At 66.2% G+C, this 14,603-nt stretch carries 17 protein-coding genes and 1 tRNA gene; 12 read left to right on the top strand and 6 right to left on the bottom strand.

The features are described from left to right. Positions 1–2: 2 nt before the first annotated feature. Together ACFVJ3_RS09070 and cycA are read right to left on the bottom strand one after the other, a co-directional pair. Complete coding sequence (locus ACFVJ3_RS09070; protein ID WP_378451754.1) at positions 3–791, bottom strand: M23 family metallopeptidase; 789 nt, start codon at positions 789–791, stop codon at positions 3–5. Between the two features lie 113 nt (positions 792–904). Continuing rightward, complete coding sequence (gene cycA, locus ACFVJ3_RS09065; RefSeq protein WP_378451753.1) at positions 905–2,383, bottom strand: D-serine/D-alanine/glycine transporter; 1,479 nt, start codon at positions 2,381–2,383, stop codon at positions 905–907. 176 nt (positions 2,384–2,559) lie between these two features. Between cycA and ACFVJ3_RS09060 the strand changes: the two genes are divergently transcribed. Continuing rightward, entirely contained in the window at positions 2,560–2,817 is a 258-nt protein-coding gene (locus ACFVJ3_RS09060) for a hypothetical protein (RefSeq protein WP_378451752.1), read from the top strand. On the opposite strand, the gene ACFVJ3_RS09055 is transcribed toward ACFVJ3_RS09060, so the two are convergent. Continuing rightward, positions 2,818–3,588: a dienelactone hydrolase family protein gene (locus ACFVJ3_RS09055; protein ID WP_378451751.1), complete on the bottom strand. Its 771-nt coding sequence runs from the start codon at positions 3,586–3,588 to the stop codon at positions 2,818–2,820. A gap of 71 nt (positions 3,589–3,659) precedes the next feature. Here ACFVJ3_RS09055 and ACFVJ3_RS09050 point away from each other — a divergent pair. Then, positions 3,660–3,732 (top strand) — tRNA-Arg (locus ACFVJ3_RS09050). A gap of 130 nt (positions 3,733–3,862) precedes the next feature. Here ACFVJ3_RS09050 and ACFVJ3_RS09045 read toward each other — a convergent pair. Next, positions 3,863–4,441 (bottom strand): TetR/AcrR family transcriptional regulator, encoded by a 579-nt coding sequence (locus ACFVJ3_RS09045; protein ID WP_378451750.1) that lies wholly within the window; start codon positions 4,439–4,441, stop codon positions 3,863–3,865. Positions 4,442–4,790: 349 nt separating this feature from the next. Between ACFVJ3_RS09045 and ACFVJ3_RS09040 the strand changes: the two genes are divergently transcribed. The 8 genes from ACFVJ3_RS09040 (at position 4,791) to ACFVJ3_RS09005 (ending at position 11,182) form a co-directional block, all read left to right on the top strand. Beyond that, positions 4,791–5,231: a hotdog fold domain-containing protein gene (locus ACFVJ3_RS09040; protein WP_378451749.1), complete on the top strand. Its 441-nt coding sequence runs from the start codon at positions 4,791–4,793 to the stop codon at positions 5,229–5,231. 28 nt (positions 5,232–5,259) lie between these two features. Next, positions 5,260–5,736, top strand: coding sequence for a nitroreductase family deazaflavin-dependent oxidoreductase (locus ACFVJ3_RS09035; RefSeq protein WP_378451748.1), 477 nt, complete (start codon positions 5,260–5,262; stop codon positions 5,734–5,736). Continuing rightward, a complete protein-coding gene (locus ACFVJ3_RS09030) occupies positions 5,733–6,521 on the top strand; it encodes a crotonase/enoyl-CoA hydratase family protein (protein WP_378451747.1) in 789 nt (262 codons plus the stop codon). Before ACFVJ3_RS09035 ends, ACFVJ3_RS09030 begins: the two co-directional genes overlap by 4 nt. A 90-nt stretch (positions 6,522–6,611) precedes the next feature. Further along, positions 6,612–7,580 carry an alpha/beta fold hydrolase gene (locus ACFVJ3_RS09025; RefSeq protein ID WP_378451746.1) on the top strand — a complete coding sequence of 323 codons (969 nt, stop codon included), beginning with the start codon at positions 6,612–6,614 and terminating at the stop codon, positions 7,578–7,580. Beyond that, on the top strand, positions 7,577–8,449 hold the full coding sequence (locus ACFVJ3_RS09020) for a metal-dependent hydrolase (RefSeq protein ID WP_378451745.1): 873 nt from the start codon (positions 7,577–7,579) through the stop codon (positions 8,447–8,449). Before ACFVJ3_RS09025 ends, ACFVJ3_RS09020 begins: the two co-directional genes overlap by 4 nt. A gap of 30 nt (positions 8,450–8,479) precedes the next feature. Further along, positions 8,480–9,562 (top strand): PDR/VanB family oxidoreductase, encoded by a 1,083-nt coding sequence (locus tag ACFVJ3_RS09015; protein WP_378451744.1) that lies wholly within the window; start codon positions 8,480–8,482, stop codon positions 9,560–9,562. A gap of 149 nt (positions 9,563–9,711) precedes the next feature. Continuing rightward, the gene (locus ACFVJ3_RS09010; RefSeq protein ID WP_378451743.1) at positions 9,712–10,470 is read left to right on the top strand and encodes a GNAT family N-acetyltransferase; all 759 of its coding nucleotides are present in this window, start codon (positions 9,712–9,714) and stop codon (positions 10,468–10,470) included. Between the two features lie 478 nt (positions 10,471–10,948). Next, positions 10,949–11,182 (top strand): hypothetical protein, encoded by a 234-nt coding sequence (locus ACFVJ3_RS09005; protein ID WP_378451742.1) that lies wholly within the window; start codon positions 10,949–10,951, stop codon positions 11,180–11,182. 42 nt (positions 11,183–11,224) lie between these two features. Here the strand turns inward: ACFVJ3_RS09005 and ACFVJ3_RS09000 are convergent, their stop codons facing one another. After that, positions 11,225–12,100, bottom strand: a complete 876-nt coding sequence (locus ACFVJ3_RS09000) for an amidohydrolase family protein (RefSeq protein ID WP_378451741.1) — start codon at positions 12,098–12,100, stop codon at positions 11,225–11,227. Positions 12,101–12,160: 60 nt separating this feature from the next. Then, the gene (locus tag ACFVJ3_RS08995) at positions 12,161–12,694 is read right to left on the bottom strand and encodes a ribonuclease H (RefSeq protein ID WP_378451740.1); all 534 of its coding nucleotides are present in this window, start codon (positions 12,692–12,694) and stop codon (positions 12,161–12,163) included. Between the two features lie 72 nt (positions 12,695–12,766). On the opposite strand from ACFVJ3_RS08995, the gene ACFVJ3_RS08990 reads away from it, so the two are divergent. Both ACFVJ3_RS08990 and ACFVJ3_RS08985 read left to right on the top strand, forming a co-directional pair. Continuing rightward, the gene (locus ACFVJ3_RS08990; protein WP_378451739.1) at positions 12,767–13,693 is read left to right on the top strand and encodes a DNA-3-methyladenine glycosylase family protein; all 927 of its coding nucleotides are present in this window, start codon (positions 12,767–12,769) and stop codon (positions 13,691–13,693) included. Positions 13,694–13,819: 126 nt separating this feature from the next. Continuing rightward, positions 13,820–14,515, top strand: a complete 696-nt coding sequence (locus ACFVJ3_RS08985; RefSeq protein WP_378451920.1) for an energy-coupling factor ABC transporter permease — start codon at positions 13,820–13,822, stop codon at positions 14,513–14,515. The last annotated feature ends 88 nt before the right edge of the window (positions 14,516–14,603 follow it).

The following is a 14,603-nucleotide window of genomic DNA, read 5'->3' as shown; positions in this document are numbered from 1 at the left end:
CCTTACGCGTTGGCGCCTGCGTTGCCCCAGGTGACGGCCACGCCGCGGTCCTGCAGCCAGCGTCCCGGATCGATCTTGTTTCCGCTCGCGTCGTGTACCTCGAAGTGCAGGTGCGGTCCGGTGGACTCGCCGCGGTTACCGACGTGGGCGATTTCCTGCCCGGCGGTGACGCGCTGCCCCACGCTCACGGTGTAGTCGTTGACGTGTCCGTAGACGGTGACGGTGCCGTCGTCGTGCAGCAGACGGACCCACAGTCCGAAACCGGACGCCGCGCCGGCGTCGATGACCTGGCCGTCGGCCGCCGCGAGCACCGAGGTGCCGATGGGCGCCGCGATGTCGATGCCGCCGTGGTGTGCTCCCCAGCGGGAACCGAAGTTCGAGGTCAGCTTGCCCGACACCGGCTGAACCGCGTGGGGCTTGACCGGGTTGACGGACGACAGCCACTGCTGCGCCTGAGCGCCGAGGTCCGGGCCGCCGAGGTTCTGGGCGGCGGCACCGAGGTCTGCGGGCAGTTCGAAGCCGGCGGGAAGGACACCGGCCGGGATCTCGAACGGCAGACCCGGCAGGGTCTGAGCGCCGCTCGTCTCGTGGGAGTCGACGGGGGCGGCAGCAGCGTTCCCGGCGCCCAGCTGGGCTGCACCGACCACGATGGCTCCGGTGGCGGCCGCAATAGTCGCGGCCTTGATGCCCACGCCCGCTCCGGCCTGCTGGTTGCGATGGCGTCCGCGCGCCGCGTCCGGATCGATCTCGAAGCGAATGGAAGACCCGTTCGCCCGGTGGTGGGAACCCACAGTAAATACCTCGTCAGTCGTCGGATTGCAGCTCTCCCCATCCGGGGTGGGCTCCTCTGTCTGGCGAAGAATGTAACAAAACGATATAGGTCCGCGCCACCGTTACCGAACGTTTATGTTCGGCGCTCCTCGAGCTCGGCCTTGAACGCGGCGTACCGAGCGCGGTGCGGGGCGCGCCGGCGAATCACCGCCCATGCGATCCCGAGCACGACGAACCATACCGGTGTGACGAGGAGAGCCTCGAGGGTGTCGGCCTCCTGGGTCAACGCCCAGATGAGGAACACGAAGAACGCCAGGACGACCCAGCACATCACCACACCACCGGGCATCTTGAACTTCGACGCCTCGTGCAATTCGGGCCGACGCTTCCGATACACGATGTAGCTGGCCAGGATCATCGTCCACACGAACATGAACAGCACCGATGAGATTGTCGTCACAGTCGTGAAGGCCTCGATGACGGAGTCACCGGAGAACAGCAGCGCGATCGCCGACAGCAGGAAGGCGCACGAGAACATCAGCGCGTTGGCCGGGACCTTGCGGGAGGAGAGCCTGCCGAGCCCGGCCGGTGCGTCACCCTCCTGCGCGAGGCCGTAGACCATCCGGGACGTCGAATAGATTCCCGAGTTCGCCGAGGACGCCGCCGACGTCAGCACCACGAACTGGATGACTCCCGCCGCGATCCCCAGACCGGCGAGGGTGAACATCGCCGTGAACGGGCTCTCGCCGGGAACGACCTCACGCCACGGCGTGACCGAGATGATCACGATCAGCGAGACCACGTAGAACAACAGGATGCGGATCGGGATGGAGTTGATGGCCTTGGGCAGGTTCTTCTCCGGGTCCTTCGCCTCGGCCGCCGTGGTGCCGACGAGCTCGATACCGACGAACGCGAAGACCGCGATCTGGAATCCGGCCACGAAGCCCATCGCCCCGGTCGGGAACATGCCGCCGTCGTTCCACAGGTTGTCGAAGCCGGCCTCCGACCCGTTGGGCGACGTGAAGTGGGCGAACACCATCACGAGTCCGACGACGATGAGGCTGACGATGGCGATGATCTTGATCAGCGCGAACCAGAACTCGGTCTCACCGAACGCCCGCACGGTCGGCAGGTTCAGCAGCAGCAGCGCCGCGATGGCGACTACCGCCGGGATCCACAACTGGAGGTCGGGCCACCAGTACTGCACGTAACCGGAGATCGCGATGATGTCGGCGATGCCGGTGACGATCCAGCAGAACCAGTACGTCCACCCTGTGAAGAACCCGGCCCAGGGGCCGAGCAGGTCGGCGGTGAAGTCGGAGAACGACTTGTAATGCAGGTTGGAGAGCAGCAGCTCACCCATCGCCCGCATCACGAAGAACAGCATGAAACCGATGATCATGTAGACGAAGATCACCGACGGTCCGGCCAGCGAGATCGTCTTCCCGGACCCCATGAAGAGGCCCGTGCCGATTGCTCCGCCGATCGCGATCAGCTGGATGTGCCGGTTGGCGAGCTGCCTGGAGAGATGCGGCTCGCCGGCCGGTCCCGCCCCTGAGCCATCACCCGGTTCCGATCCGATCGAGCCCGTCGAGGAAGTGCGGTCAGCCATGGAACACCTGCAACCCTTCTCAGTCCTTGCTGTCACCGTCCGAAAGCGTGGGTCACGTTACGCCGGGACCGCTCGCGGACGGCGGTCGAGGACGGTATTCCGCGTCGCGGAACTTGACAGGAGCCGAGTAGCTAAGGCTAACCTCAGTTCGTTACTTCGAGGCGAGGAGCCTGCACATGATCGAGGACCTGATCGAGATCGCGTACGCCCAGGGCGCAGTCACCTGCGTGGCTCAGGCCGCCGACGGCGTCGACGAGTACGAGCTCGCCCGGGTCGATTCGGTCGCGTCCAGCGTCACGGTCACGGTGCGGGCCGACGGCAAATTCGCGAAAGCCACCAGCATCGAGGGCTACCTCAGTCTCGGGCAGGTCGTCCGGGCATGCGGACTCGACTACCGACGCGCCACCTCGAGCGCCCGCCAGTACATCAATTGATCAACGCAGGTGCTCCCCGAAGAAACCGTCGATCCGCTTCCACGCGTCGGCGGCGGCTTCCGGGTCGGGCACCATCCCCGTGACCTTCACCAGGGGGCGCAGCACCTTCGGTCCGGCCAGTTCGTCGTTCAAGAACGCGTGACCCGCGGTGGGGTACTCCTTCACATCGTGAGCCACGCCGGCCTTCGTCAGCGCCGCCTCCAACTTGGCCGCCGCGTTCCGCAGAGCGAAGTCCTTCCCGCCGTAACTGGCGACCACCGGGCACGCACCCGCCACCGCCGCCTCGAGGTCGCGCGGCAGGACCCCGTAGTTCGGGGCCGCCGCGTCGAACCCCGTGCGCAGGGCCATCAGCGCGAACCCGCCGCCCATGCAGAACCCGATGACACCGAGCTTCCCCGTGCAGTCCGACGAACCGGACAACCACTGACGGGCCGCCTCGATGTCGCCGTACGCCCGCCCCTTCCCCGAGAGCATCGCCCGGATCGTCGACACCAGACAGCGTCGCGCACCGCCCGCACTGAACAAATCCGGCGCCAGAGTCAGAAACCCTGCCGTCGCCAGCCTGTCGGCCTGCCGACGCATTACATCGTCCAAGCCGAACGCTTCGTGCACCATCACCACACCCGGCCACGGACCCTCACCGGACGGCCTCGCCAGATAACCGTGCAAGTTCAGCGAACCGTCGTGCCGCGCAGCGAGGTCGGTCAAGTCGATCTCGGACATGTGCGTCTCCCGTTCCGTCGTCACTTCCAGAACATCTGCGACAACCATGCCCTCCCCATCGCGAGCGCACCACCATTCCCGCTACACTCACCTCGGTGTGCGCCCCGCGCGTGCACCGCGCCTTCGTAGCTCAGGGGATAGAGCAACCCTCTCCTAAAGGGTAGGTCGCAGGTTCGAATCCTGCCGAGGGCACACACGGCACGGGGCGCGATATGTCAAAGATGCCGATTACCAGCAAATTCCGGATTCGTTGCAAGTCCACTCGAACTGTTGTTCCCGATGATCTCCACGTGCGTACAGCGAAGTGGAGCCCGGACCGCCGCTACGGGCGACTGTCGCCCAGATGAAGGGACACGATCTCGGCGAGGTGTACGCCGACCTGGTCGAGCGGGCGCACCGACCGCGACGAGATGGCGAGGATGGCGGCGCCCTCGATCGCGCACACTGCGGTGGTAGCAAGCGACCTGGCGGCAGACTCACCAACCCCCGCGCGCTCGAGTTGCTCGGCGAGCAGATTCGCCCAGTTGTCGAATACCTGGGCAGCAACGGCGGGCGCCAACGGCGCCTCGGGGCCGCCGAGGGCCGCAGCGACGATCGGGCATCCGGCGGTGAAGTCGCTGGCCTCCAGCGTGTCTTTCCACATGTGGATGAAGGCAACGAGGCTGTCGGTGGGACTGTCGGACGCGGTGAACTCGGCGATGATCGAACTCATCAGCTGGCCGGCCACCCGGGTGGATTCCTCGATGAGTTCCGCCTTCCCGCGGGGGAAGTTCTGATAGATGGACCGCCGCGCCGTGTCGCTACGCGCCAGCAGATCGGTGATTCCGGTGCCGGCGACGCCGCGCTCCCGCACGAGCGCGATCGTGCCGGCGATGAGGCGTTCGCGTGGACTCGGCGTCATGGGCATCCATCCTTGCGTTGAGCGAACAATCCTTGCAGTAGCACGATCATTCTACTATGGTTACCTGAAACACGTAACTAGGATTCACACCTACTTTCCGACGGTGCACTCGCCCACCCGGCGCCGTGTCGTGAGGCGTCATGCAATCCGTAGGCAGTCATGAACTGGGCCGGATGAATTCTGGATGGCCCGACTGCTCCGAACTCGCGGATCTCCCACAGGTCCGGCCAAGACATGCCCGACTCGGCAAAGCGAACAGAGAGAACAGGTTGTATCAATGAATAACCCAACGGTACAAGGACATTCGACTGGTTCGACGACGAGCGCGAATCTCAGACTATGGAACACGATGCGGCAGCTGCCTCTGGGCAAGCAGCTCTTCACCGCGGGTGTCTGCTTCAAGGCCCCCTACTTCGGGACGATTCATCCCGAAATCGCAATCCTCGAGCCGGCGCGCTGCGAAGTGCGGGCCCCGAATCGACGCGGCTCACGCAACCATCTCGGAACATTCCATGCCATCGCTTCGTGCAACATGGCCGAACTGGCGGCGGGCATGATGACTGACGTCACTGTTCCGGCGACGCACCGATGGATCCCTGTGGGCATGACCGTCGAATATCTGGCGAAAGCGGTCACCGACATGCGCGCCGTCGCGGTGATAGATGCGGTTCCCGCATTCGGTGACGATCCGGTCGACCTGGAAGTCCCGGTGGAGGTACTCACGACCGACGGCACCGTCGCAGTACGCACGTGCATCACCATGCGCGTCTCCCGCAAAAAACACGGCTGACTCCCGGAAACTTCGAGAGGAAGACACGATGACGCCACCCCCCGAGGAGCGGGCCCGCCGCAAGTTCCGTGTCGAGCGCCTGGTGGGACGCTACGTCGCCAACCCCACCGTGCGTGCGCTCAATCGCATCGGGATCGGCACCACGCTCGCCACCGAACTCGAAACGATCGGACGCAAGACCGGCCAATTCCGTCGTGTCCCGGTCGCCGCAGCCTTTGACGACACCGGTGCCTGGTTGATCTCGCAACACGGCACGCGATCCGGATGGGCGGCAAACATCACCGCCGACCCGAATGTGTGGATCCGGCACGGCGCCCGCTGGCGCACCGGTACCGCGCGATTGGAGCCCGGCGACGATATCGAAGCCCGCACACGCACCTTCGCGTCCCATCCCGCTTTCGCCGCGTTGACTGCCGCTACCTTCCGCGCGTTGCAGAGCGCACCGATTTCTGTCCGAATCACGTTCAATCGCAACCTCGCCGACGAACGACAAGGATCCCGATGACCGACACCGCGCAACCCGACACGATCACGCTCGAACGCGACGGACACGTCCTGCTGATCGGATTGGACCGGCCCAACAAACGCAACGCGTTCAACCGCGCCATGCTCGGCGATCTGTCCCGTGCGTATGCCCTGCTCGAATCCGACCCCGAACTGCGCTGCGGCGTCCTGTTCGCCCACGGTGAGCACTTCACCGGCGGGCTCGACCTCGTCGACGTCGCCCCTGCCATCGCGGCCGGTGAAACTCCGTACCCCGCCGATGGACGCGACCCCTGGCGACTGGACGGCGACTGGACGACACCGATCGTCGCTGCAGCCCACGGCTGGGTCATGACCCTGGGCATCGAACTACTGCTCGCCGCTGACATTCGTGTCGCTGCGGCCGGTACCCGGTTCAGTCAACTCGAGGTCCGCCGTGGCATCTACCCGTTCGGCGGCGCCACCCTGCGCTTCCCCCGCGAAACCGGCTGGGGCAACGCCATGCGCTGGATGCTCACCGGCGACGAATTCGACGCCGCCGAAGCCCACCGCATCGGCCTCATCCAAGAGATCGCCGACAACCCCGTCGACCGGGCACGCCAGATCGCGCACACCATCGCCGGCAAGGCCGCGCCTCTCGGAGTAGGCGCCGTCCTCGCCAGCGCGCACCGCGCCCGCCGGCTCGGCGACGACGCCGCTATCTCCCAACTCGGACCCGACGTCGCCCGCCTGTTCGGTTCCGCCGACGGTGCCGAAGGCATCCAATCGTTGATCGACCGACGCGACGCCGTCTTCACCGGCCGCTGACCACACGGACCGATGCTCACCCGGGTCCACCGCCGCCACATCCATGAAGGGCTTCGCATGACACCATTGAATCGGTCGTCTCATCGCGCCGTGCACCCTACGAAACCTCGGCTGTCGAGAGGAACACCCGCGGGTGACGGCGAGGGCGTCCTGACGACCCGGTTCGTCGACGCCTCGGACGGGGTGCAGCTGGCGGTACACGAGCGGGGGAACCCGGACGCGCCGACGGTGTTGTGCGTGCACGGGTTTCCCGATGATCACCGGGTCTGGGACGGGGTGGCGGGCGAACTCGCGTCGACGTTGCGCGTGGTGACATTCGACGTGCGGGGTTCGGGAGCGTCCGGGCGCCCGAGACGAATCAGCGACTATCGCCTCGACCAGCTGGCAGACGACATCGGCCGGGTCGTCGACGCGGTCTCGCCGGGGCGGCCGGTGCATCTTGCCGGGCACGATTGGGGCTCGGTGCAGGCCTGGCATGCCGCCACCGATCCGGCGCAGCGCCATCGCATCGCGTCGCTGACCTCGATCTCCGGGCCGTGTCTCGATCACGTGCCCTACTGGATTCGGTCCCGGCTTGCAGCGGGCCCCCGGGGCTGGAAAGACCTTTTGGGGCAGTGGAAGTCGCCGCTGTACATGGGGTTCTTCCAGATCCCCTGGGTCGCACCGCTGGCGTGCCGGCTGGGCTTGGTCGACAGCACGATTGCTCTGGCCTCGCACTTCGAAACCGGAGTCCGTCCCGCTGATGTCTCGGCACACCGCGCCCACGACAATCGCGGCGCGCTGAGGATTTACACCGCAAACTTGCTGCCGCGCCTGTTACGCCCGCAAGAGCGCACTACCGATGTGCCCGTTCAGGTTCTGGCTCCACGGCGGGACATCTTCATCACCCCGGCGAGCCAAGTCGACATCGGTCGCTGGGCAGTTGATTCACGAGTTCATTCAGTCGACGGCGGGCACTGGATACCCCTGTTCAACCCGACTGCGATCGCCGATCTCGTGCGGTCCTTCGTCGGCGAGCACGAACCGGAGACCACCAACTCGAACGGAGAACCACGATGACCGCACACACCGACTCCGACAAGGTCGCCATCGCCGCCCGAAACGTGTCCTGGGACTGGACCGGGCTGCCGATGCACTACCTCGACGCCGACCCCGTCGCCACGCACGTCGTGAACGGGATGAACATGCTCCTGCCCGAAGGCGAGGTGTTCTTCGTCGACGTCTTCCAGCAGGCACTGCCGCTGATCAAGGACGACGCCGTCCGTGCGGACGTGATCGGGTTCATCGGCCAGGAAGCCACTCACTCGTCGTCGCACCAGTCGCTGCTCGATCATCTGAATACCCAAGGACTGCACACAGATTCGTACGTAGCGCAGATCCGGTGGATGTTCCGCCGCCTCCTCAGCGACCGTGACCTTACCGGGCGCAAAGCCCATTCCTGGCTCCTCGAACGGGTTGCCATCGTCGCCGCCCTCGAACACTTCACCTCCTACCTCGGGGACTGGGGACTCAACGCCCATGCCTGGGACGATGCCCTCGACCCGCGGGTGCTCGACCTGCTCCGCTGGCACCTGGCCGAGGAGGTCGAACATCGCCATGTCGCGTTCGACCTCTTCACCCACCTCGACGGCGGCTACCTGCGCAGGGCACGTACGTGGCTGATCGCCGCGCCGACATTTGCGATCCTGTTGGGCCGGGGCCTCCGATTCCTGATGTCCGTTGATCCCGACCTCGACGAGGGCGACCGGCGTATCCGGTTTCGTGATGTTCGGCGGGCCTGGCGGAAGGGTCTGTTTCCGAGCCCTTGGAGCCTGGCACGGATGTTCGTCGAGTACTTCCGACCCGGCTACCACCCGTCCCGGTACGGCTCGACCAGCCAGGCAGTCGCCTACCTCGCCTCCTCACCTGCGGCCCGTGCCGCAGCCTGATCAGCACCTCGCCCGATCTGGAGTCCGCTCATGACCCAATTCCGTCCCCCACCGGTCCCCCCGTCGCTGCGCCGACCGAACAAACCCGACCGGCTGATGTCCGGCCTACGGTTCGTGGTCCGTGGTTACGCCGCCGTGTCCAGCCGAGTGCGGATCATCGAACCCACTCCGGTCGATCGGGTGCTGCGCCTCGTCGTGGCTGACACGCGCCTCGAGGCCGACGGGGTGCTCAGCCTGCGTCTGGAATCCGCGGACGGGTCGGCACTTCCGCAGTGGCATCCGGGCGCACATATCGACCTGACACTGCCCTCGGGGAAGGTCCGTCAGTACTCGCTGTGCGGCGATCACATCGATCGGCGAAGCTACCGGATCGCGATCCGTCGCATCCCCGACGGTGGCGGCGCATCGATCGAGATCCACGACCGGCTCCCCATCAGCGCCCAGGTCACCGCGGGTGGTCCCCGTAACGCCTTCCCCTTCGCATACCCGCACCTGGCCCGAGCCGACATCTCCCGTGTGGTGTTCGTCGCCGCAGGCATTGGTATCACCGCGATTCTGCCGATGATGCGCGCGGCGGCGGCATCGGGTGTCGATTGGCACCTGACCTATCTCGGCCGTGACACCGCGACCATGGCATTTCTCGACGAGATCGGCGAACTCGACTCCGATCGGGTCCGGATCCTTACCGGTCCACGCCGCACGGCTGCCGAGCTGCTGGCACAGGCCGGTCCGCGCACGTCGGTCTATTTCTGCGGACCGCCCGGGCTCCTTGCCGATATTCGGACCGAGTTCGACCACACTGGTGCGGCCGGACTGCATTTCGAGAGGTTCAGCCCCGAACCGGTCGTCGGTGGTCAGCCGTTCGAGATTCGTCTGGCGCGCACCGCAGAATCTGTCCACGTCTCCGCGGACACATCGGCCCTCGCCGCCGTGCGAGATGCGATGCCCGATGTGCCGTACTCGTGCCGGCAAGGATTCTGCGGCACATGCCGAGTGCGGGTCGTCTCCGGTGACGTCGACCGCCGCGGACGATCGGCGTTCCTCGATGAACCAGACACAATGCTCATCTGCACCGACCGCGCGAACTCCGCCCAACTCACCATCGACCTGTGACCGTTCACTGTCGACTCATGCCCAGCGCGAGAGAAGGATCATCTATGGCCACTACCGATTCCATCACCCCGCGGTGCCCTCCGGAGTTGGCTTCCGGGGCAAAGAGATTCGCGGTTCGGCCCGGCTTTACGGGCCTACTCTGGACGAACGTGGCTCAGCGTCTGTCGCCGGGCGGCCGGGAATTCCTTCGCAGAAACTTCGTCCCGGTAGCGGTCGAAACCTACACCGGAACCACCCCGGAGTTCTGGAACGACTGGCTCTCCGATGCGAAGCTCGACGACCTACATGGACTGGTCGTCGTGCTCGACTCGAATGGAACCCCCGCGGCCTGGGTCGCGTCCAATCAACGACAGTTCGGTGGCCGGGATTGCCTCTATGCCAACTCGGCGGGAGTACACCCGGACTACCAGGGGTCCGGGCTCTCGAGCGCAATCTGGCGGGAACTGTTGCGGAGCGCCATCGTGGAATCGGCGCCGCGGAGGCTGTACGCGGTCATGCGGACCGCCAATCCGCTCGTTTACGGCGCGTGGTCGGCGGGCGCGGGTGGACCCGGTAAGGCCTTTCCCTCGCCCACCTCCTCCGTGATCCCACACCGTGTCCTGCGCATCGCGACGGACACAGCGGGATATCTTGGCCAGCTCGATCGACTCGACCCGGCCACTCTGATCATCAAGAATGCCTACGAACACACGAAGAACGGGCTTTGGGCCGAACGGCCCACATCACATCAAGACTCCGTCGACGACTGGATGCGAGCCACCCTCGGTCCGAAAGACGCGATCGTGCTCGTCGTAACATTCGACCCGATCCCCATGCTGCTCAATGAGATAGTGCGAACGGTGCGAATCCGTCTGGGAATCGGAACGGTTGGCTCGTCGAGGAGCTCATGCAACGCCCATAACGCGTGAGCGGGAAACCGTAGGCGACGAAGCCTCAAGAGATCGTGACACTCGCCTGGCTGCAAGGACCTCTACCGCCCACTGTCCGTGCGGCACGACTGAGGTAACGCAAATCACGCCGCGGTCGATACGCCAGGCAGGTCGGGACGAACCGAGGAGACGTCTCATGAACTGGGTGGACATCGATATTCTCCCACCACCGATTGCCAACCTGCTGCACCTGTTGGCCGCCCTGACGAACAACGGGACGGGATCATGATCGGCATACTGCCCGACCTGCCGCACATGGGGTTGGACTGGGAGTTCTTCTTCCCGACCAATCTGTACATCGCGTTCATCAACTGGTGGAATCCTTTCTAGCGCAAGGTAGCTCGGTCAGCGGGGTCTGCGCCGACCGACATTCCGGGGCTACGGACATTGCGGACCGTGGCTGACCTCGATAGTTCGTATCGTCGCCCCATGACCGCTACAGAGAACCGCCCGGCCGGTGCTCCGGGGCGAGACCGTCGGGCACGGCACGTATCTCAGCGTCAGCACCGACAGCGAGGTCGACGAGGTCTACGCCGCAGCCGTCGAGGCCGGCGCGACCTCGGTCTGGGAGCCCTCGAGCACCGAATGGGGTAATTACCGCTGCCGGGTCCTCGACCTGGAGGGCTTCGAGTGGACGTTCGGCACCCTGCGTCCGGGCGAGAGCGGCGCCGACTGGTCGGCGGGCGAATGACGGTGACACGGAACCGGATCGACGCGACACCGTACCCGGTCGTCAGTCGATCGCGAAGAGCCGCGCCGCGTTGTCGTGGCACACCGCTCGCAGCCACGGCTCGCCCAGGTCGAATCGGGTGAGTCCCTCGAGTGCGTCGAGGTAGGGATACGGGATGTTGGGGAAGTCGCTGCCGAACACGATGCGTTCCTGCAGATCCGACAACCGGTGCACCTGGTCGCGCGGAAACGGTGTGGCCGCTTCGGTGTAGTCCGTGAACGTCATCGTGGTGTCGAGATACACGTTGCTGTACTGATCGGCCAAGTCCAGGAATTCCCGGTATTCCGGCAGACCCATGTGGGCGATGATCAGGTGCAGCCTCGGGTATCGCGACAGCAACTCGGCGATCGGGCCGGGGCCCGTGTAGGTGCCGGGCGCCGGCCCCGACCCACAATGGATGACCACCGGGACACCGGACTCCTGCAGCACACCCCACACGGGGTCGAGGAGCGGATCGTTCGGCGAGTAATCGCCCACCTGAATGTGGGACTTGAAGACGCGCGTGCCCGACTCGACCGCCTCCGCGACATACGTGGCCGCGGACTCCTCCGGGTAGAACGTGGACGTCCGCAGACAGTCGGGGGTCTGTTCGGCGAACTCGACCGACCACTGGTTCAGCCACGCGGCCATCTCCGGCTTGTGCGGATAGATCATCGACGTGAACCGCCTGACACCGAACCCGCGGAGGTGTTCGACGCGGACATCCTCTTCGTGCCGGTAGTGGATGGGCCACTCACGTCCGGTGAGGGGACCGACTGCGTCGAAGTATCCCCACACCTTCTCCATCACGTTTGCGGGCATGAAGTGGGTGTGGACGTCGATGATGCCGGGCAGCCCCAGCGCACGCCAGAACTCCTGCACCCGCAGATCCTCGGACAACAGTCTTCTCCTCGACGCAGTGCCGGACGCAGAACCCCGGCTGATCAGAACAGGGGCCGCTCAGAACAGCGTGAACGCGTCCTCGGCCTCGGGGGTGGACGGCGCGACTGCTGCCGGTGCAGGCGCGGGGGCAGGGGCAGAGACCGGCGCCGGCGCGAGCGCACCGGAGGCGACGGCACGAGCCGCTTCGCCGGCGAGGACGTCGGCCATCTCGTTGTAGTGGTTGCCGACGTGGCCACGAACCCAGCGGAAACGCACGGGCCCGGGGCGTTCGCTGATGGCCCGGTCGATGGACTGCACCAGCGCGAGGTTCTTGACGGGAGCGCCACCCGCCGTCTTCCAGCCCTTGCGCTTCCAACCGGGCAGCCACTCCGACGCGCACTTGATGGCGTACTGGGAATCGGACTCGATCAGCAGCGGATCGGCCCCGGGATGCGCGGTGATCGCTTCGAGCAGGGCCCGCAGCTCAGCGATCTGATTTGTCCCGGAGGGTTCGCCACCCGATTGGCTGGGACCCTCGTGATTGACCCATGCCCAGCCGATCGCCCCACCGGGGTTGCGGAGGCAGGATCCGTCGGTGCTCACGATGATCATGGCTGGGACTTTACGTGCGCGCTCCGACAGCCGCCGGTAGCGGTCGCCTTCGGAGTGGATACGCTGCATTCGATGACGGTTTCGCTGGAGGTGGTCGAGACCACCGTGACCGCGCGGCGTCCCCTGGACGTCGCCATGTCGTTGCAGCCGCTGCAACGCGGTAAGGGCGACCCCTGCCACCGCCGGACGGCCGACGGCTCGATCTGGCGGACGTCGGTGCAGAGGTCGGGCCCGGTCACGTATCGCCTCACCCAGATCGACCGCCACTCGGTGCGCTGTCAGGCGTGGGGTGCGGGTGCCCACGAGCTTTCCGCCGGACTGGGCCGCCTCGTCGGCGACCACGACGACTGCGTGGACTTCGCTCCCGACCATCCGATCCTCGTCGAGGCCCACCGCCGATTCCCGCACCTGCGCCTCGGCCGCACCGACCGGGTGATGGAGGCCCTCGTTCCCGCGATCCTCGAGCAGCGTGTGCACGGCCTCGCCGCGTTCGCGGCGTGGCGGCGTCTCGTGTGGAAGTTCGGCGATCCCGCGCCCGGTCCCGCCCCGGACGGGATGCGGCTGCCCCCGACCGCGGACGTGTGGCGGCGAGTTCCGTCCTGGGAATTCCACCGGGCCAATGTCGACCCCAACCGGTCCCGCACGATCGTCCGCTGCGCGCAGGTCGCCGACCGGCTCGAGAAGATCGTCGACCTCCCCCGCGAGGAGGCGAATCGACGGCTGATGTCCGTCCCCGGCGTCGGGATCTGGACGGCGGCCGAGGTATCGCAGCGTGCGCTCGGCGACCCCGACGCCCTGTCGGTCGGCGACTATCACCTGGCCGCGATGGTGGGGTGGTCGCTGCTCGGCAAGCCCCTCGACGACGCCGAGATGGTGGAGTATCTGGCCCCGCTCCAGCCACACCGCCATCGCGCCGTGCGACTGCTGGAGGTGAGCGGACAGGCGGTCAAACCCAAGTTCGGGCCCCGCACGGCGCTCGTCGACCACACCTGGCACTGACCCGGGATCCGCGGAGACACCGCACGCTTTCCAGTACCCATGAACACCTGTTCAAGTGTTCATACGAGAAACTAGACTTCGAAGGATCAGCTGCCGGCCGGAGGAGACGCCGTGGAACCCGTGGCAATGCACATGAGCGACGGCCTGATCAATGCGCCGACCTCACTGCTGTTCGTCGTCGTCGCGGTGGTGGGACTGTCGATCGCCGTATGGCGCGCGCGCTCGGAACTCGACGAACGCACCGCCCCGATGGCCGGTCTCGTGGCGGCCTTCATCTTCGCGGTCCAGATGGTCAACTTCCCGATCCTTCCCGGGGTGAGCGGGCACCTCCTCGGTGGCGCGCTGGCCGCCATCCTCGTCGGCCCCTACACCGGCATGCTCTGCGTCTCGATCGTGCTGATCGTGCAGGCCCTGCTGTTCGCCGACGGTGGGCTGACAGCGCTGGGAGCGAACATCACCAACATGGCGATCATCGGGGTGGTGGTCGGCTACGGCGTCGCGGTGACCCTGCGTCCGCTCGTCGTGCGGCCCGAGCGACTGCGTTTTCGCGGCCTCGGCGGGCTCGCGTTCACCGCGGCCCTGTGCGGAACGGTGGCGGCGTCGACGGGCTTCGTGCTCGAGTACGCGATCGGCGGTCATGCGACATCCGGAGACTCGACTTCGCTGGGCGCGGTGGCGGCCTACATGCTCGGGGCGCACGTGCTGATCGGCATCGGCGAGGGCCTCATCATCGCCGTCACCGTGACGGCCGTGGCAAAGGCGCGCCCCGACCTCGTGTACCTGCTGCGGACGGCACCCCGACGAGTCGAGGTGCGGGCATGAGTTGCCCTGTGTCAAGCCGCCGGTTGTTGGTGGGCGATCAGTCGTTGGAGGGCGCCGTGTTTGTCCGGGTCGTAGGCGAGGTTGTCCT

This window comes from Rhodococcus sp. NPDC127593 (genome assembly GCF_042671975.1).
Classification (GTDB): domain Bacteria; phylum Actinomycetota; class Actinomycetes; order Mycobacteriales; family Mycobacteriaceae; genus Rhodococcus_F.
The sequence above is the reverse complement of the archived record's forward strand: the minus strand, read 5'-3'. Positions and strand labels throughout refer to the sequence as shown.